Source organism: Levilactobacillus brevis (assembly GCA_021383565.1).
Classification (GTDB): domain Bacteria; phylum Bacillota; class Bacilli; order Lactobacillales; family Lactobacillaceae; genus Levilactobacillus; species Levilactobacillus brevis_B.
The window spans coordinates 2,400,294-2,417,755 of sequence record CP079699.1 but is presented as its reverse complement, the minus strand read 5'-3'; the positions used below and the strand labels follow the sequence as shown (position 1 = coordinate 2,417,755).

Below are 17,462 nucleotides of genomic sequence, written 5' to 3'. Positions count from 1 at the left end.
GTGGTCAGCGCCACGGTCTCTTTTCGTCTGCCAGTGTTAAAACTACAGCCGCCACTAAAAAACAGTAACGCCTGCGCGCTACTGTTTTTTAACTTCTATATCTGCTCTTGTAGTTGGTCATGGATGACTATAAATGTGTTTGGAGGATTTAAGCCATCACGCGGTTATTTTTACTTCAATTGGCTATCGCTGTGCTTCTGGTCTAGGTTAAGGGCGCTAGCATCCACCGCCGTCTGAACCTGACTGGAAATTTTCTTGGTCGTGACCGGCTTCAGATGAATCTTCGTCACCTGAATTTCAGCAGCTGGCCGGGACTTCAGTTGTACCGTCGTTCGCACGACTGGCGCCGGCGCCGTGGTCGTGGTGGTGGTTGCCGCCGAAGCCCCCGCGGAAGTTGCCAATAGTGTCGTTACTGTCATGGCGCCGAGCATTACCTTAGTCATCATCGTTTTCATTTTAGTCATTTTAACCACTCCTCAGTTAGTTGTTTGGCTGTTCGCTTTCGATGTATTAGTTATACCATCCGATCGGGGGCTTAATCTTTAAGCTTGGTTAAGGTTAAAATATGAATTTCTTATTTTAGCATCGGATTCATGTGATATTATGCCTATAACCACGTCACATCAAGGAGTATCCCCATATATGAAAAATACAATTCTACTAGTCGAAGACGAAGAGGGCCTCGCCAGCTACGTCGCTAAAGAACTCACTTTTGAAGATTTTGACGTTTTAACGGCCGCCGATGGTGAAGCCGCTTGGGAGACCTATCAAGAAAGAAAAGACGATCTTCTCCTAATCTTATTGGACTGGATGTTACCTAAGATGGATGGCATGCAGGTTCTCCGGCGGATTCGTAAGCACGACGACTTACCCGTCATTATGATGACCGCCCGCGATTACCTGGGCGACAAGGTGACTGGCCTGGATACCGGCGCCGACGACTACATCACCAAACCCTTTGAGATTGAGGAATTACTCGCTAGAATCCGCGTCATCCAACGACGTACCGCCCACCAGAGCGGCCTCGATCAGACCTACCACTTACAAGACCTCACGCTGGTGACCAAGACCCGGCAAGTCGACCGTGGCGGCCAAACAATTCAATTGACACAGCGTGAATACGACCTGTTATTATTTCTCATGCAGCATCCCGGCCAAGTCTTTACCCGTGATGAACTGCTCGACAACGTCTGGGGCGTCGACTTTCTCGGCCAACAGAACGTGGTCGACGTTTATATCGGGTATCTCCGTAATAAAATTGACGTAGATGATGCTCCCCGCCTTTTCCATACCATTCGGGGCGTCGGCTACAGTCTCAAAGAGGATGATCACGATGACCACTAAAGCTCCCCGCACTTACGCGGACATTATCCGCCACTCCTTCACGAGTCTCCTGCTAACGGTCGGGGTGGTGATTGTCCTCACCGTCAGCGTTACCCTAGCGGTGGACCAACTCATTCGGGCACAAAACCAGGCTGAACAACTCAGTGCCAGCCTGCAAACCTCACAGGTCACGAATTTTCAAGACTGGTTGGCCATTAATCGGTCCAGCGGCCTAAATTCCCACAACACATTCGTCTTCATCCGTAATGCCGATGGTTCGACCACCTCGTTACTCCCGCACGGCGCCTCACTAGCGAACGCCAACACGTGGTCGGTGCCCTTCACCCATCTGACCTACTTTAAGGGCTGGGGCCTGTACTTCGCCGAAACGCTGAAGACGGGCGGTCGGACGTATCACCTCTACATCGGCATGCACGTGTTGATCGGCAATCTCCACGTCCTGATTGCCGTCATGATCATCGCGATCGGGATTAGCCTGCTGATTGGCCTCTGGTTCGTTCGCCGGCTGGCTCAGCGGATTAGTGACCCCACCATTCAATTGGCGACCGCTGCCCAGCAAGCCGCGGCTAACTCGGAAATGACGCAAACAGCGTTACCCCAACCGACAGAACCCGTCGAGGTCGCGCAACTAGCCAAGGATTTCAATCAATTACTGGCAGCCCAAAATGGTCGGCTCCAGCGTGAGCGGCAATTTATTTCCGATGCTTCCCACGAGCTACGAACCCCCATCGCCACGATTCGCGGTAATCTAAAATTGATTGAACGTCGCGGGGATCAACACCCCGAGGTCATCCCCGAATCGTTGGGCTTCATCGACCAGGAGTCCCTGCGCATGCAGCATTTAATCGAGAATCTCCTACACTTATCCCGGGCAGACCGCGCCGAAGTAGCCCTAGAACCCCTAGACGTTGCGACCCTCACGCAGGGCGTCGTGGCTCACTACCAGCCTTTAATCCCGCAGAAGTTGTCCTTCACCGGGCCTAACGAACCAGCCATGGCCCTGGGCGATACGGACATGCTTCATCAGATTATGACGGCCCTGTTGGATAATGCCCACAAATATTCGCCAGCCGATCAGCCGATTGCCGTGCACGTCGCCACGACCGTCGATACCGTGACCCTCACCGTGGCCGACCACGGAGACGGGATTCCAGTAGCCGACCGCGAGCACATCTTCGAGCGATTCTACCGCGTGGATACCTCCCGCTCTAATAAGATTGAGGGTAGTGGCCTGGGGCTCGCGATCGTTGCCCAGTTGGTTCAACTGAATCAGGGCCACATCGCCATTACCGATAACGACCCCCACGGTGCTAAGTTTACCGTGACACTGCAGGCTGCTCCCCAAAAATAACCAAGGTTTCAGCTATGCATGTCCTGCATCCTCGGAAAACTAAGAAATTCTCAAGTAATCCTTAACTAAAATCAAGGACGAACGCAACCTTTTCCAGTTATACTGGGTTCATCAAATGAAAGGAAGCGGACGATTATGCTGATTGATGACAATCCCAAGATTAAAACGGTGACCCCCGCCCAGATTACGAAGGTGTTCTACCCCTACGTGATTGCGAAAACGGAAGCTGGGCGTTACGTCAACATTAACTTAAGTGACCAAGAACGCCACGATCCCCTGTTCTGGGAGTCCATTGCCAACATCGCCAAAGCCAAGCTCTGGGTCCCAATCGGTGAAAAATTCCACCAACTGTTGGCCTACGACTGGACGTATTCGGCAGCCTACTAAGCACCCTTTAAATTTAAAATTCTGGCCACTAGCCCGGTGTTTAAACCCTCCCGCGAGCGGGTAACGCTAACGACTTCCTAAATTGGTCGCAAAAAAGCCCTGTGTCTCAAGCTAATGCTGAGACACAGGGCTTTTATCGTGTAAGGCTGAGAGTTTGCGAACACATGCCAGCCCCCAACTGACAGGGTTTATCGCCATTAAACTAGTCATCAATCCACCTGCGGCTGCCAGAGATTCCGGCGCTGTGGGAACCGCCTGCGGCCTGTGAAGCTGTCCTCCGGCTCTGTTTGAAGCCTGGCAAAACTCATTAGCCCCCTCCATTGAGAGTCGCTAGTGAGTTTTACTTTTGCTTTGTCAACGCCAAGAATCCCTGCATCCCCGACAAATTCAACGCCACCAAGCGTTGGCGAAGAGCTGGCTTTGTCAGGTCGATCTGTTTCGTCACGTACAGGCGAAACAGCGTCAGTGTGCTGTCGATCAGAAAGTTCACACCAATTTTAGCGTCGGTCGCACTGAGATGATAATCTCGCTGGAAGTCTGCGGCCATCCCTGCAGCCACTATATTTTTGACCCGTCGCGATAGGAAGCTATAGTCGTCTGACGTCAGGATGAACGTGTAGAAGGCCGGCGCCTCTTCAAAGAACTCGCCTAACCGTTGCGCCCAGATACCGGGGTGTTCGATCGGCTCACGGTCAGCCGGCGCCTTTAGCAACAACGCCAAAATTTGGTCCGCAATTTCCGTGGTAAAACTTTCTGCCAGGTCATCGATCGAGTCGAAATGTAAGTAAAATGTCTTGCGATTGATATTGGCCTCATCGGTCAGCTGTTGGACCGTGATTTCATGATACCGATACTGCTGGGCCAACTTTCTAAAGGCTGCTCGTAGCGCCTGCTTAGTTCGTACAACTCGTCTATCTGTCATCCAATCCCTCCCGTTAGACCCCAGATGTGGCAAAAGTGAGGCTTACTCCCCAAAGTCGCGGCATCTGTTGTAGACGGTACCCTTGTCCTTGCGTATGCTGTAGCCACATATGAGGTCACTATTCACTCACAGGATACCACAGATAGGGGGCGTCGCCGATGATTCAAGCGGAATGGCGATATTTATTTAAGCACAAGTTACTATTGGTCGTATTGGTGGTCATTATGTTGATCCCCTCAATTTACGCCGTGACCTTTTTGAAATCAATGTGGGACCCGTACGGCAAGCTGGCAGACCTACCCGTGGCGGTCGTTAATCAAGACCAGCCCGTGACCTACCAGGGCCACCGCCTGGCCGCCGGGCGCGACCTCACCCACAACCTGACCCAGTCCCACGCGATGCATTTCACAACGACCAACTCGGCGGCCGCTCACCACGGCCTGACTACCGGTAAATACTACATGGTCGTCACGATTCCACACAACTTCTCCCATAACGCCACGACCCTCATGGCCAAAACGCCGCAACAAATGGTCCTCCATTACCAGACCAGCGCCGGCCATAATTTCACAGCGGCGAAGATGACGGCTACGGCGGCCCAAAATGCGGCCCAAGCCGTGGGCGACCAAGTGACCCAGACGTATGCCCGGACCCTTTTCACGACGGTCAAGCAACTAGGCAATGGCTTCACCGCCGCAGGTCACGGTAGTCAAGCCCTCGCCACTGGTAGTCAGCAACTGACGATTGCCGACCACAAGATCGCCCACGGTCTGACCACCCTAGCTACGAGCTCCGTGAAGCTGACCAATGGCGAACACACGCTGACCAACAAGCTCGACCAATACGTCAGCGGGGTCCAGCAGGCCCAGGCCGGTAGCCGCCAATTAACGACCGGTCTCGATCAGCTACTCAGTCGCTCGCAACAGCTCAACGGCGGGGTTCAGCGTTTAGCCACGGGGAGTAAGCAATTGGCCACCGGGGTCACCGCCTATACGACGGGAACGGGCAAGCTCACGACCGCTGCCGGGCAACTCACCCAGGGCAGTCAACGCGTGAATACGAGTACTCAACACTACGTTCAGGGCGTGGCTAAGAGTCATCAAGGGGTCCAACAGCTGGCGCGCCAATTGACTAACTTAGACGCAGGCACGCAACGGCTTAGCACTAGCGTGTCCCAGCTGGCCACCGGCAGTCACACGCTCAGTCAAAATTTCTCCCGGCTGACAACTGGCAGTACCGCCCTCACTGCTGGTCTCCAAAAACTCCAGACTGGCCTCCAAACCTCGCAAAGCCAACAAGCCACCTTAAAAAAGGCCGTTAGTCAGCTAGCTGCCAGTGCCACCAGCACCGCGACCCTCAAGCAAGACGCTACTACCCTACAAACGGCGCTAAAGGCTAGCACGACCAACGCAGCGACCTTACAAAAACGAGTCAGCGCCGCGGCTGACGCTCAGGGATTAACCGCTAGTCAAAAGGCTGCCATGCTAAAAGCCGTTACGCCTCGTGATACTAGCACGACCACGGCAGTTCAGACCGCAGCAAAACGCTTGACCAGCGACCTGAGTGGCTTACAGACTAACGCCGCGGCCGTCAATGACCTGCAAACCAGCCTGACCCAAGCAGCGGCGGCCCAAGCACAATTGGCTAACGGCATCACGACCCTTCAGACGAATTCCCAGAGTCTCACCACGGGGCTGCAACGGGCCAATCAAGCCCTGACCACCCTCAATTCCGGTCTCCAAACCTTACAAGCACAGACGCCCACGCTCACTACTGGCGTTACCCAATTAACCTACGGCGCCCAGACATTGACTAGTGGCACGCAACGTTTAACAACCACGGGTCAACAACTAACAACGGGAACCGGACAACTGGCTACTGGCGCGGGACAACTCCAAACCGGGGCCCAGCAATTGACGGGTAAGAATGCGTCGCTGACCAGCGGGGCCCAGACTCTGGCCACGGGTTTGACAACCTTAACCCAATCAACGCCAGCCCTCACGCAAGGGGTCGGCAAGTTAGCGCATGGCGCTCACACGCTCAACGCGGGGCTGACGACCTTGGCAACGGCTGGCCCACAACTCACCACGGCCACTGATAGCGCGGCGAACGGTGCTCAGCAACTGACTACTGGCGCCGAACAACTGGCTGCCGGCGCACAGAAAGCGGGGACTGGCGCCAACACCGTGCAGTCGGGGACCACCCGGCTGGCTCACACTTTAACTCAAGCGGGACAACGCGCGACCGTTCACCCTTCTCAGCTGACTTACCGGCAATTTGCCAAGCCAACAACGACCACCCACACCGATCATGATGATGCCCCGGACAACGGGACGGGGATGGCCCCGTACATGATGTCGGTGTCGCTCTTTGTGGGGGCGCTGGCGTTCAACCTGATGTTTGACATGTACACACCGCGCAAATATCCGCGTAGTGGTTGGCATTGGTGGTTAGGTAAAGCTTCCATCATGGGCGCCTTCGTTTTGGGCGAAGCGTTATTTATGACTGGCCTCTTAGCCTTGATTGATGGCCTGGCACCCATTCATCCAGGAGCCACCTTCCTGACACTACTGGTCACTGGCGCGGCATTTATGAGCATTGTCTACTGGCTAAATCTATGCCTCGGTCGCCCGGGGGCTTTCTTCAGCATGGTGCTGCTAGTCCTGCAACTGGGCGGCTCGGCCGGAACCTACCCCTTACAAATGACCAACGGCTTCTTCCAGGCCCTGCATCCTTGGTTGCCAATGAGTTATTCGGTCACTGCTCTGCGAGAAACCCTAATGATCGGCAATTCCGCCTTACCAGAAATCGGCGTGCTCTGCGGCATTGCCGCGGCCTTCTCCCTGCTGAGCATGCTCTTCTACGCGCGGCGACACGGTCGGCTAACGGAAATGGACGTCCAAGCACCTTAGTATCACCAAATTCCGCTCTCATTTCTCTGGGGGCGGAATTTTTTTGTCACGGCGCAAATTATTTTAGTTGCCAGTCAAAATGGTCACTAGCGCCGTCAAATCAGCGAATCGACGGCTAATTTGGGGGATTGATTACCCCCGTGACTCGGAAAATTCACAATTTCTTAACACTTAGCCGGCTAATCACTGGTACAATCTTTCTTATCACTGTTAAAAGGTAGGTTCCAAAGCAATGTCGACTCTGCATCAACTCATTCATTTCAATTATCGGCTTAACCGCTACTTGCTCCTGGGGATGGCCACTGTGGTCGCCCTCAGCACTTTATTGTTTCTCTCTTCTTGGACCACCAAGACCATGGCCAAGGCGGAAACGCTGACCATCGCCAACACGCCCACCGAACTGGCCACTGATCAGCCCAAACGCGTCTACCAATACTTCCACGTGGAAAAGGCGACGCCAACCAAGCCCAAACTGACGCGTCTGGCAACGACGCCAGCTAAGACTGAAAAGTCAACGCCAGAGTGGGGCTGGCCCTACACCGGTGGCCGCTACGTGACGTCAACCTTTGGTAAACGGGACCTAGCGGACTCTCCCTTGCACGACGGCGTCGATTTCAATGCAGGCGTTGGCAGTAAGATCCACGCCATCCACGCCGGCAAGGTCATCTTCGTGGGTAACCCCATGAAACGTGGCGTGACCGACGCCTATCCTCTGGGACTAGGCAAGGACGTTGTCGTCACGGAAACTAACGCGGGCGACCAGATTGTCTATCAGGAATTTGCGATGAGCAAGCAGACCCACACCGTTCACGTCGGTGACACCGTCAAGACTGGCCAGGTCATTGCGACCCAAGCTAGCGGCCATCTGCATTTGGGTATCACCAACCATAAAAGTTGGGTGACCGCCCAAAATGACTGGCAAAATCCGGCAGCCCATTCGTGGCAGAACCCGTTAAAGTTGCTGCAGACAGCGGCGTAATGCACGCTACATGAATTTCTAAAAGTTGAAAGTTAAAAGCACAGTAAAAGCCCGGTACGCCGGGCTTTTACTGTACAAAAATAGACATGGCTTGCTCCACGAGTATAATTGAGTCGTCTAAAACCAATATACAAGCTGTTTTCGATGAATTTATAAAAGCCTTGCCTAATAATCTGGTCAGACCATTAGGCAAGGCTCAATGATGCCAAATGACTATATTTATTAGCTTCAGTCCAAGTCTCCCAAGGGCTGAGGCCCATTTTCGTACCTTCAGCCTTTAGTGTAAGGTTTAATAATCTCTCTGCCGGTAATCCATCACCGCGGCATCGGTTTGCGTAGAATCTCGGCTTTTTTTCGAAGCTGGGCGCGCGTCTGGCTGACTAAGATATCGGTAGGATGAACGATGCGTCCGTCTAGGGAACCACCGAAGCTAGCCACACAGAAGCTGACGAACCCCCAGGCCGTCGGTGACCAGTACCCAAAGTAAGGCGCCACCGCCACCATCACCACAAAGAACCCAATGCTGAGTAACCCGCTAAATCCCTGTCGACCAAACCGATTAAAATATGGATATTGCCGAGTAAATAGGTAATCGACAATTAGAATCGCTACCATCGTGCCCAATGCCACGTGTTTTACAGACAGTCGGTCGATAAAGATCACGGGACTCATCAACAGCATCAATGTCATCAAGAACCAAAATGAATGAAAACCATATCGCCAGTCATACCGCATTCCGGTCGCCTCTCTTTCAATCAACAAATACACCTTCATTGACTGAAGTGTAGCATGGGGTTAATAAAAATAGGTTAACCGGCGGTCGCTATGGTAAAGCCAATAGCAATACTAACGCGAAGGCGTTGGACGCGACAGCCGAAAAGCCATCAACATACTCAACAGTGCCAAGGCACCCGTGATAACCAGGATCAACAAGGCCCACTGAGAACCAACGGCCGTCTTCACGACAGTACTGCCCGTGCCAGTCGCCTGACTACTTGAAATAATCATCGAAACCACGGCCGTTCCCATGGCTCCGGCGAACTGCTGTAACGCGTTCATCAGCGCGTTGCCATCGGCCTTGAGCTCGGACGACAGTTGCTTCAGTCCCGCCGTCATGATGTTCCCAAAAGCCATGCCAATCCCGATCATGTACGTCACGTAGAGTCCGAGCACGGCCACAACGGGCAGGTGGCGGGCAAAAGCCGTCATGGCCAGTAGGCTCACCACGACAATGCTCAATCCCAACAAGATGGGTTTCTTGGCGCCAAATCGATCCAGAATCTGCCCCCCAATCGGAGAAAAGGCCGCACCAATCACGGCCCCCGGCAGAACAACTAAGCCGGCAATGAAAGCGGTTTTCTGATCAACTAATTGGAGGTAATTGGGAAGAATAAACGACAGGCCCAGCGCGGTGGTCTGTAAGAGAAAGAACGCGGCTAAATGCCAGGCAAACGCGCCGTTTTTCACCGTTGCCAACTTAATCAGCGGCTGTTCCACGCGGTTGGAACGGAAGACAAACGCGCCCAAACCGATGAGGCCAACCACCCAGGCCCCTAGCACCGACCAACTCAGCACAGGCTGACTGCCCATGGCGCTAAATCCGTAGATGAGGCCAGCAAAGGTCGCCACAACCGTCAGTACGCTCAATAAATCAAAACGTTCGTGGACAACGGGTGAAACCTGCCGAATCGTCTTGAGGCCGACAAAGAACGACACAATCAGAAATGGCAGCAACAGCCAAAAGATATAGCGCCAGTTCAAGCTGGTGACCAGAATTCCACCGTAAGTCGGTCCAATCGCCGGCCCCACGGCGGTAATCAGGGTGCCGACACCGGTCATCATTCCAATGCGGCTCAGCGGTACCTGTTCCAAAATAATGTTGAACATCAGGGGTAAGGCAATCCCCGTCCCCACAGCTTGGACGGCCCGACCAATCAGCAGCCAAGCGAACGCTGGTGCCAAAGCATCGATCAGTAGACCTGCGATAAAGAGCAGGTTGGCCGTCACGAAGAGCTGCTTCATTTTAAAGCGACGTTTCAAGTAAGACGAGATCGGAACGATACAGGCCACAATCAGCAGATACAAGGTCGTCATCCACTGGACCGTGCCGGTCGTCACGCCAAATTGTTTCATCAAGGTTGGAAATGTAATGTTCATCGCTGTTTCAATGATGACACCGCTCAGCGACATCAATCCTGTGGCCAGAACGGCCCCCACCACGCGCGGTTCAATTTTTTCCGTTGCCATTTAGTCATCCTCCTTAGGTGTCTTTCCCCACCGGGTCACGTTGCGTAAGGCGCGGCGAAAGGCTTGAGCCTCGGTTGTCGTCAAACCAGCAACCATCTTGGCATCCTGTTGTTCCAAATGCCGCGTAATCATGGGCACTAGCGCTTGCCCCCGGGGCGTCAGTCGCAATTGTCGTTTGCGGCTGTCATTGGCCGCCACAACTCGCGTCACGAGGTCGTGTTCCACCATGCGTTTAATCAAGATGGATGCCGTGGAACGCTGGACGTGAAATTCCCGTTCCACGTCCACTTGAAAGCTCTCGGCCGTTCCACGTCGACTGAGGAAATCAATCACGGACATCTGCATGCCGGTCAAGCCGTACGGCCGGGCAAACTCGTTCATTTCAAAGTTCATCTGGTGCTCGGCATCGCGTAGCCAAGCGCCTAATCGTCGTTCTAACAACTGCGTCAACTCCTTTTGTTAGTCAGCTAACAATTTTAAGCTGATCCTATCGAAACTTCAAGCGTAAATTTGGCGTTTCACGCAAAAAAAACCGTTCCACCTGCACAACGGCCGTGGAACGGATTTCAGTTGATTTTCAATTAAAGATTGTCACCCTTGGCCCGTAGCAATTCCCCTAATGCGGGTTGTTGTTTAAGGTCAATGTGGTTTTCCTTGGCATAAGCATCCACGGTTTCTTGACCATAAAGTTTGGCGTCTAGTGGCATGAAGGCCGTGCCAATTGGGTCGTCGTTCTTAATCACAGCGTTAACGACGATTGGCTTCTTATTGCCCTTGGCCTGCAGATCCTTGATCTGATCAAAGACCTGTTCCACCTCGGCATTGTTGGTGACGGTAAAACCGATACCACCGAGTCCTTCGGCGACCTTAGCCCAGTCGGCGTCGGTCAGGTCAACCCCGTACAGGTGTTGTTTCGTATCAACCTGTTCGCGGTAAATGAACCCGAAACGCCGGTTACTAAAGACCACGTTGATGACTGGCAACTCATAGCGCGCTTCCGTAATGATGTCAGGCGCCACCATGGCGAAGCCCCCATCACCGGAGAACGACCAAGCTTGACCGTCCGGTACACTCAAGGCGCCAGCCATGCCGGCAGGTAAGCCGTAGCCCATTGTGGCAAACAGGCCGGATAAGACAAAGCGTTGCTGCTTGTCCATCGGTAGGCCCCGAACCGACCATTCGGAGACGTTCCCGGTGTCCACGCCGTAGGTATCCTTGGGGCCGACCATCGATGCGACCTTCTTGGTCACGGCTTCCGGTGCTAAGCCTTGACTATCGTCAGCGGCCAATTGATCCAACCACTTGTTCCAGTTTTGCTTGTTCAGGCGGTTGGCCTTCAGCCAGTCTGTTTCAGGCAACGTTTCACCCGTCTCAATCATAGCTTGCAGGTAACTCTTGGCATCGCTGATCACCGCATAGTCAATCGGAACCATCTTACCAATATCAAAGGCATTGTTGTTGACTTGAATAATCTTGATGTTCTTCGGCCAGAACTGTGCAAATGGAAATTCGGAACCCAAGAACAGAATCAAATCGGTGTGTTGGAGAGCTTCAAAGCCGGACTTGGACCCCAAACGACCAAACGTACCAATGGCGTTCGGATGGTCGGTTGGGATGACACCGGTTGCTGGAACGGTGTTGAGGACGGGGATATTGAATTGTTCGCTGAACTTGACCAATTCATCCCGGGCACCCAGCAGGCCACGGCCCGCGTAGATCAACGGATGCTTAGCGGCCTTCAGTAGTTCCAGTGTGGCCGTCACGGCCTTAGGATCAATCTGCTGGGTAAACGTATCAGAAACCGTATTCGGCGTCTTAACCGGTTCATAGTCGATTTCAGTTGCGGACAGGTCTTCCGGAATAATGACTACGGCCGGGCCCTTTTGCCGGTAAGCTTCCCGAATGGCTTGGTTAACCACGTAAGGGAGTTGTTCCGCGGTCGTAGCGGTCCGATTGTAGACGGCAACGTCACCAAACATTGGCGTTTCATCCATTTCTTGGAAGTAGTTGGTGTTCATCGTGGCGGTCGGCACCTGTCCCACTAACGCCAGCATCGGCACGTGGTCCATCTTGGCGTCGTAGAGACCGTTGAACAGATGTGTGGCCCCGGGACCCGCGGAACCAAAGGCAACCCCGACCTTACCGGTGTATTTCGCATCGGCAGCCGCAGCTAAGGCGCCGACCTCTTCATGACGAACTTGAATATATTGGATTTTATCCTTCTCCAGGTAGAGCCCCTCCACGGTGTGGTTGATGGAACCGCCGGGAATGCCATAAAGGTGGTCGACCCCCCAGGCTTCTAAAACCTTAACTAATGCTTGACCCGCAATCATTTTTGTCATTTAAATCGCGCTCCTTAGTTGTCGGTGTCGTCCAATAATGACACCTCAAAATCATTGATTGGTAACATCATAGTCCGTTTTGAAAGCGAATACCAGTAATTTAACTTACTTTTTGTTAGTGAAATATTGCACTTGGTAAATCTGGCGAACAAACGGCTCTATCATGCGGAATAACAATACTTAAAGCGCTGTCAACTAATTAGATATGCCGTGGGTTGCCAAGAAAACGATGCCCAATAAAAAAGAGATTCTCGCAAAAGAGAATCTCCGTTATACCCATAAATTTATACGTTATCACAATTTTACCAGAAATGCCGGTGCTTCAGCATCAAGGCGACCCAGACCATCACGCCTAGGGTAATCGCCACCGTAATCAGCCACGAAATGCCCCCGTAATTGGTCAACGGAAGTTTTACGTTCATGCCGTAGAACCCCGTCACAATGGTCGGAATCGTCAGGACCAACGACCAGATCGTCAAGAACTTCATCGTATCGTTCAGGTTATTGTTCAGCACGTTGTTAAACGTCCGTGAAATACGATCGACAACATCCGCCTCAATCGCCGTCATTTCAGAGGTTTGCCGGGCTTCAATGACCGCATCATCCAGTCGCTCCTGATTGGTGTCCGACAACTGCCGACCAAACGGCGTGTTGCTCAGGTTGACCGCCATCATGGCGTTGTTCCGCGTGGCACTGACGAAGTAGGCCAGACTCTGTTGCAGGTTGGACAGGGCAATTAAATCCTTGTTGTCCGGTGACTTGTTGAGCTGTTGATCCAAGCGATTCTGTTCCGCATTGATTTTTCGAATCGGCCCAATGAACTGGTCAAAGAGAATAAACATGCCGACCAGCAGTAGCTCGTTGGTATCGTAGATCTGATTTAACTTCAATCGTTCGCTCAGTAACGTGTTGACCCAATGCGTGGTCTTCGTCGTGATGGAGAACACGGCGTTTCCCTTCAGCAGAAAGGTTACTGGCCGGGTAATGTACCGTTGAGACACCTGATCCACCACAACTGGCACGTGCAAGACGAACAGTTGGGAATTCAAGAATTCATCGCGATCATAGTGGGAACGTTCATTCTCATCGGTAATGTACGTGAGGATTTCATCGGTGAGACCGTACTTGACCTGCAAGTCATTGCGGTCAGCGTCGCTCTCAACCATGGTCATGATCCACTTTAAATCCTGATCTTTCGCCCCAATTTTTCTTTCAACTATCATGGTCTCGACTCCCTCGCTAAAAAACAATGCCTTTAGTTTACCACGTCCCTTAGCGCTACGCTGAAGAAATCACGAAACATCGTTTTTTTCGGTTAAATTTGGAGAGTTTTGTTCCAGACCACTAATCACTAGTGGTCTCAATTAATGGGTACCTAAAAGTCGACAGCTACAAAACAGCTAGAACCCGCAAGTGGTGTTCATAACTCGTTTAATGACGATGAGCCTCGTCAGCTGAGGACCGGAGCATGTTCACAAACTTTCAACATTTAGTTGGTACTTTCGTTGAGACTCGCCGCATAGGCCGTTTCCTGCTTGACCAACCGCGCACGTTCCTTCTGGTTGTACCACGGTGAAATCGTAAAGGCCAACACGTCGTTGATCAGGTAAACTGAACTGTTAATGAACATGGCCAACGTCGCGGAACCCTGCCGAAACGAAATGAACCACAGCACCATCTGTGCCAGACCGGAAGCGATCCACCAAACGTATTGGTTGTTGAAACGCAAGAAACAAATGACGCCGGCCGTCAGACTGATGGCAAAACTGATGGCATCGACCCAGGGGCGGGGGTCATCCGTGAACGCGCCAATCCCCCAGCCAGAAATCAGGTAAATCACGAGGGTGGCCCCCAACGCGACGGCCCAACTCTTCCCAGTGAATTGCCGAATCTTAGACGCCATATTGACGTTCCAGCTTGCACTCAGGAGAACGGGAATATCCAGTGTGGCCACGTAGGCAACCTGCTCAAAGATACTCAAGTAATTCTTGGCCGCGAATCCCGTAACGATAAAACAAATAGCGGAAAGCACACCCAGCCAGCCGTTGACTGATTTGGCGGCGTTGATGGCCAGTACACATAGAACCGCCCAGCGTCGTTCCGATGAACGTTAACACGGCCAGCAACGTTATTTTCTGACCAACCAAGGTCATGACTTGGCAGCCTAAACTGAAAAAGAATAGGTAATAGTTCTGCTGCGGCCAGCCCTTGAGTTGGTGAGATAGAAATTGAATGTAATGTTTCATGCTAATTGCGCTCCCTCATGTTTTGTTAACCACATATAGTATCTTTATCGCCGGCGAGGTGGCTACTTAGCACAATATATTGTGGTGCTCGTTTTGAACAACAGATTTGATTATAGCACGCCAATTTCGTGGTGAACGCAATTTTTTCAGATTTGTTTCATGGAATCTCAGCGAATAGAAAACGATTACATCCCCGACACGTCTCTCGTGAAACAAAAATTCGACAGGTATCTAGATTGCACACTTTTTTAGGTTTGAGGGGAATCGGTCATAAAAAAAAGACCAGTCGTGAACGACTGATCCGATTAACTAAAATTTAAAGCGGTTTACGATTCTGAGGATTCGGGCGTCAATTGCGCCGTTGCGGCTGCCAACATCTGGGTCAATTCCCCCACGGTCACCTGACTGCCTTCATCTTTGAGAGGCGTCTCACTCATGATCTTAGCCGACTTAATCAGCAGGTCATGGCAAGCCCGTTCTAAGTCCTCACCGCTAGTCGTTAACGATAGCGGCCGGACGCGCCGATCGGATGTCTGGTAACTCTGGAGGACGTAACCCCGGCGGATCAACTGTGAGATCCCCCGCGAAACGGCTGCTCGTGAAATTCCCCGACTATCGGCAACAGTGGCTGACGTCAGCTTACCAGGATTTTCTAAAATATGGTGCAGAATTGCATATTGATCCACCGAAATCCCCATGGCTCGCTGGAACCGCGTTGCTGATTTCTCTAATTCTCGCTTTAATTCCATGTAAGATTCGAAAAAACTTTCCGCATGTACGACCTTACTCTTTGCCATAGTATTCATCATATCCTTATCTTTACTTGCTAACCACTAATATAATTAACATGATTAGCAATATGCAAAATGGTTGACCCCATAGAAATATCTATACATTTAATAATAAAGAACAATCTTGTGAAATGCAATAGGATTTCGCTAATTTGTCAAAAAGTTTATGGTTTAAACTACTCCGACACCTATTTCTGTTCGGAAAGTCACATTCCAAACCAGTATACAACTTAGTGTATAAAAAAGGCGGGTCGCGTTTTCACCCGGATCCGCCCCGCTTTCAAATTTATTCCAATTTCCGCAAATGGTACAACCGCGCTTCCCAAGGTTGAAGTTGCGTATCGTCCGACGCCGAATCCACCCGCATGTTCGTGACAATCATTTCGCTGGGATTCAGATCAAACTCCTGTGTTGTCGCGGTTTCATTACTCATGTTCACAACAATCAGCCAGTTGTCGCCGTTATAGGTCCGCCGATAAACATACAGCTGGTCGTCCTTCGTGTCAATCAATTCGTAACGACCCTTTTGTAACGTGGGAATCGTCTTCTTTAGTTGGATCAGCTGCCGGTAGAACGTAAAGACGGAGTACGGGTCGTGACTCTCCCGTTCTACGTTCACGCGTTCCGTCAACTGCGCCGGTCGAATCCACGGTTCGTGATCCGAAAATCCACCGTAAGCCTCGTCGTTCCAAGGGAACGGCGTGCGCGCGTTGTCCCGACTCTTTGCAGCCAACCGGGCCAAAATGTCCCGTTCGCTAACACCCTTCGCCCGCTGTTGCCGGTAATACAGGCGACTATCCAAGTCACGGTAGTCGGTAATCCGATCGAAGTGGGCATTCGGCAAGCCTAGTTCCTGGCCCTGATAAATAAAGGGTGTTCCCTTCATCAACAGGTACCACAACCCCAGCGCCTTCGCGGAACGCCGCCGATAATCAACGGGATTGCCGTAGTATGAAACAGCACGTGGCAAATCATGATTTTCAATGAACAAGGCGTTCCAACCTTTTTCAGCCATGGCCAGTTGCCATTTGGTTAAGTTCTCGCGTAAAGCGGCCACTGGTAGCTTGGGTTCGGCATCCTCCCAGTAGTGCACGTGGTCGAATTCCAATAAGAGGTCAAAATACCCCGTCTCGGGATCCAGCCACCGTTGCGCCGTTGCCATGTCAATTCCACCCGCTTCGCCAATGGCTAACAAATGATTGCGTTGCAAGACTGGTTTAAGGGCCGCCAAATAGGGCGTGACTTCCGCAAAGTCTTGGTAATACCCCGTTCGTGGCGCCGTGACGTCGGCAAAATCCGCCTTTTTCTTCAGATGCGTGACACCATCTAAGCGAAAACCGTCGACACCGCGGTCGGCCCACCACTGAATAATCGCGGCCATTTCCTGACGCACCGCCGGATTCTCCCAATTTAGATCCGGCTGTTTACGTGCGAAAGTGTGCAGATAGGCCGCCTGACTCGCCGGATGGTAGGTCCAAGCCGAACCGCCGAAGACCGACTCCCAGTTGTTGGGGGCCACGTCCGGCGTGGTCGGTTGCCAAATATAATAATCATGGTAAGCACTGGTCGGATCGGCCAAGGCTTGACGGAACCAGGGATGGTCACTCGACGTGTGATTCAGCGCCAAGTCGATCACCACTTTGAGATTAGCCGTATGAAGCGCCATCACCAACTGGTCGAACTCCGCCAAGGTTCCAAACTGCGGGTCAACGCCCTCATATTGCGTGACATCGTAGCCGTTGTCCACCCCACCTGAGGGATAAAACGAAGAGATCCAGACAAAGTCGACCCGCAAGGTCTTAAGATAGTCGATTTTCCGCTGGATACCAGCTAAATCTCCCATCCCATCGTGATTCGTATCTAAAAAACTTTGCGGATAAATCTGATATCCGACTGCGTGTTGCCACCACTGTGCGCCGCCCATGACTTTCTTCCTTCCAT

14 protein-coding genes and 1 pseudogene are annotated in these 17,462 nt (G+C 52.1%); 5 read left to right on the top strand and 10 right to left on the bottom strand.

The annotated features are described in order from the left end of the window. Positions 1–170: 170 nt before the first annotated feature. Positions 171–464, bottom strand: coding sequence for a hypothetical protein (locus tag KB236_11185; protein UIF29064.1), 294 nt, complete (start codon positions 462–464; stop codon positions 171–173). Positions 465–642: 178 nt separating this feature from the next. On the opposite strand from KB236_11185, the gene KB236_11180 reads away from it, so the two are divergent. From KB236_11180 to KB236_11170, 3 genes are all read left to right on the top strand, one after another. Next, on the top strand, positions 643–1,344 hold the full coding sequence (locus KB236_11180) for a response regulator transcription factor (GenBank protein UIF29063.1): 702 nt from the start codon (positions 643–645) through the stop codon (positions 1,342–1,344). Continuing rightward, on the top strand, positions 1,334–2,695 hold the full coding sequence (locus KB236_11175; protein ID UIF29062.1) for a HAMP domain-containing histidine kinase: 1,362 nt from the start codon (positions 1,334–1,336) through the stop codon (positions 2,693–2,695). Before KB236_11180 ends, KB236_11175 begins: the two co-directional genes overlap by 11 nt. A 135-nt stretch (positions 2,696–2,830) precedes the next feature. Then, the gene (locus tag KB236_11170) at positions 2,831–3,082 is read left to right on the top strand and encodes a hypothetical protein (GenBank protein ID UIF29061.1); all 252 of its coding nucleotides are present in this window, start codon (positions 2,831–2,833) and stop codon (positions 3,080–3,082) included. Positions 3,083–3,422: 340 nt separating this feature from the next. Here KB236_11170 and KB236_11165 read toward each other — a convergent pair whose 3' ends face one another. Further along, entirely contained in the window at positions 3,423–4,004 is a 582-nt protein-coding gene (locus KB236_11165; GenBank protein ID UIF29060.1) for a TetR/AcrR family transcriptional regulator, read from the bottom strand. Between the two features lie 158 nt (positions 4,005–4,162). On the opposite strand from KB236_11165, the gene KB236_11160 reads away from it, so the two are divergent. Continuing rightward, complete coding sequence (locus KB236_11160; protein UIF29059.1) at positions 4,163–6,916, top strand: YhgE/Pip domain-containing protein; 2,754 nt, start codon at positions 4,163–4,165, stop codon at positions 6,914–6,916. A gap of 232 nt (positions 6,917–7,148) precedes the next feature. Continuing rightward, entirely contained in the window at positions 7,149–7,895 is a 747-nt protein-coding gene (locus tag KB236_11155; protein UIF29058.1) for a M23 family metallopeptidase, read from the top strand. A 315-nt stretch (positions 7,896–8,210) separates the two neighbouring features. Here KB236_11155 and KB236_11150 read toward each other — a convergent pair whose 3' ends face one another. From KB236_11150 to KB236_11115, 8 genes and pseudogenes are all read right to left on the bottom strand, one after another. Then, positions 8,211–8,630 carry a hypothetical protein gene (locus KB236_11150; GenBank protein ID UIF29057.1) on the bottom strand — a complete coding sequence of 140 codons (420 nt, stop codon included), beginning with the start codon at positions 8,628–8,630 and terminating at the stop codon, positions 8,211–8,213. A 111-nt stretch (positions 8,631–8,741) separates the two neighbouring features. Continuing rightward, a complete protein-coding gene (locus KB236_11145) occupies positions 8,742–10,142 on the bottom strand; it encodes a DHA2 family efflux MFS transporter permease subunit (GenBank protein UIF29056.1) in 1,401 nt (466 codons plus the stop codon). Next, positions 10,143–10,583 (bottom strand): MarR family transcriptional regulator, encoded by a 441-nt coding sequence (locus tag KB236_11140; GenBank protein ID UIF29055.1) that lies wholly within the window; start codon positions 10,581–10,583, stop codon positions 10,143–10,145. 140 nt (positions 10,584–10,723) lie between these two features. Continuing rightward, on the bottom strand, positions 10,724–12,484 hold the full coding sequence (locus tag KB236_11135) for a pyruvate oxidase (GenBank protein UIF29054.1): 1,761 nt from the start codon (positions 12,482–12,484) through the stop codon (positions 10,724–10,726). A 302-nt stretch (positions 12,485–12,786) separates the two neighbouring features. Continuing rightward, a complete protein-coding gene (locus KB236_11130; protein UIF29053.1) occupies positions 12,787–13,707 on the bottom strand; it encodes a magnesium transporter CorA family protein in 921 nt (306 codons plus the stop codon). Between the two features lie 266 nt (positions 13,708–13,973). Further along, positions 13,974–14,730 (bottom strand): annotated as a pseudogene (gene pnuC / locus KB236_11125) (nicotinamide riboside transporter PnuC). A gap of 326 nt (positions 14,731–15,056) precedes the next feature. Next, complete coding sequence (locus KB236_11120) at positions 15,057–15,527, bottom strand: MarR family transcriptional regulator (GenBank protein ID UIF29052.1); 471 nt, start codon at positions 15,525–15,527, stop codon at positions 15,057–15,059. Positions 15,528–15,807: 280 nt separating this feature from the next. Then, positions 15,808–17,445, bottom strand: coding sequence for an alpha-glucosidase (locus KB236_11115; GenBank protein UIF29051.1), 1,638 nt, complete (start codon positions 17,443–17,445; stop codon positions 15,808–15,810). Positions 17,446–17,462: the final 17 nt, after the last annotated feature.

Bases quoted from the DNA above. Each gene is read 5' to 3' on its own strand.
- KB236_11165 (UIF29060.1), bottom strand. From the start codon at position 4,004: ATGACAGATAGACGAGTTGTACGAACTAAGCAGGCGCTACGAGCAGCC.
- KB236_11130 (UIF29053.1), bottom strand. From the start codon at position 13,707: ATGATAGTTGAAAGAAAAATTGGGGCGAAAGATCAGGATTTAAAGTGG.
- KB236_11155 (UIF29058.1), top strand. From the start codon at position 7,149: ATGTCGACTCTGCATCAACTCATTCATTTCAATTATCGGCTTAACCGC.
- KB236_11170 (UIF29061.1), top strand. From the start codon at position 2,831: ATGCTGATTGATGACAATCCCAAGATTAAAACGGTGACCCCCGCCCAG.
- KB236_11185 (UIF29064.1), bottom strand. From the start codon at position 464: ATGACTAAAATGAAAACGATGATGACTAAGGTAATGCTCGGCGCCATG.
- KB236_11145 (UIF29056.1), bottom strand. From the start codon at position 10,142: ATGGCAACGGAAAAAATTGAACCGCGCGTGGTGGGGGCCGTTCTGGCC.
- KB236_11175 (UIF29062.1), top strand. From the start codon at position 1,334: ATGACCACTAAAGCTCCCCGCACTTACGCGGACATTATCCGCCACTCC.
- KB236_11135 (UIF29054.1), bottom strand. From the start codon at position 12,484: ATGACAAAAATGATTGCGGGTCAAGCATTAGTTAAGGTTTTAGAAGCC.
- KB236_11115 (UIF29051.1), bottom strand. From the start codon at position 17,445: ATGGGCGGCGCACAGTGGTGGCAACACGCAGTCGGATATCAGATTTAT.
- KB236_11180 (UIF29063.1), top strand. From the start codon at position 643: ATGAAAAATACAATTCTACTAGTCGAAGACGAAGAGGGCCTCGCCAGC.
- KB236_11160 (UIF29059.1), top strand. From the start codon at position 4,163: ATGATTCAAGCGGAATGGCGATATTTATTTAAGCACAAGTTACTATTG.
- KB236_11120 (UIF29052.1), bottom strand. From the start codon at position 15,527: ATGGCAAAGAGTAAGGTCGTACATGCGGAAAGTTTTTTCGAATCTTAC.
- KB236_11150 (UIF29057.1), bottom strand. From the start codon at position 8,630: ATGCGGTATGACTGGCGATATGGTTTTCATTCATTTTGGTTCTTGATG.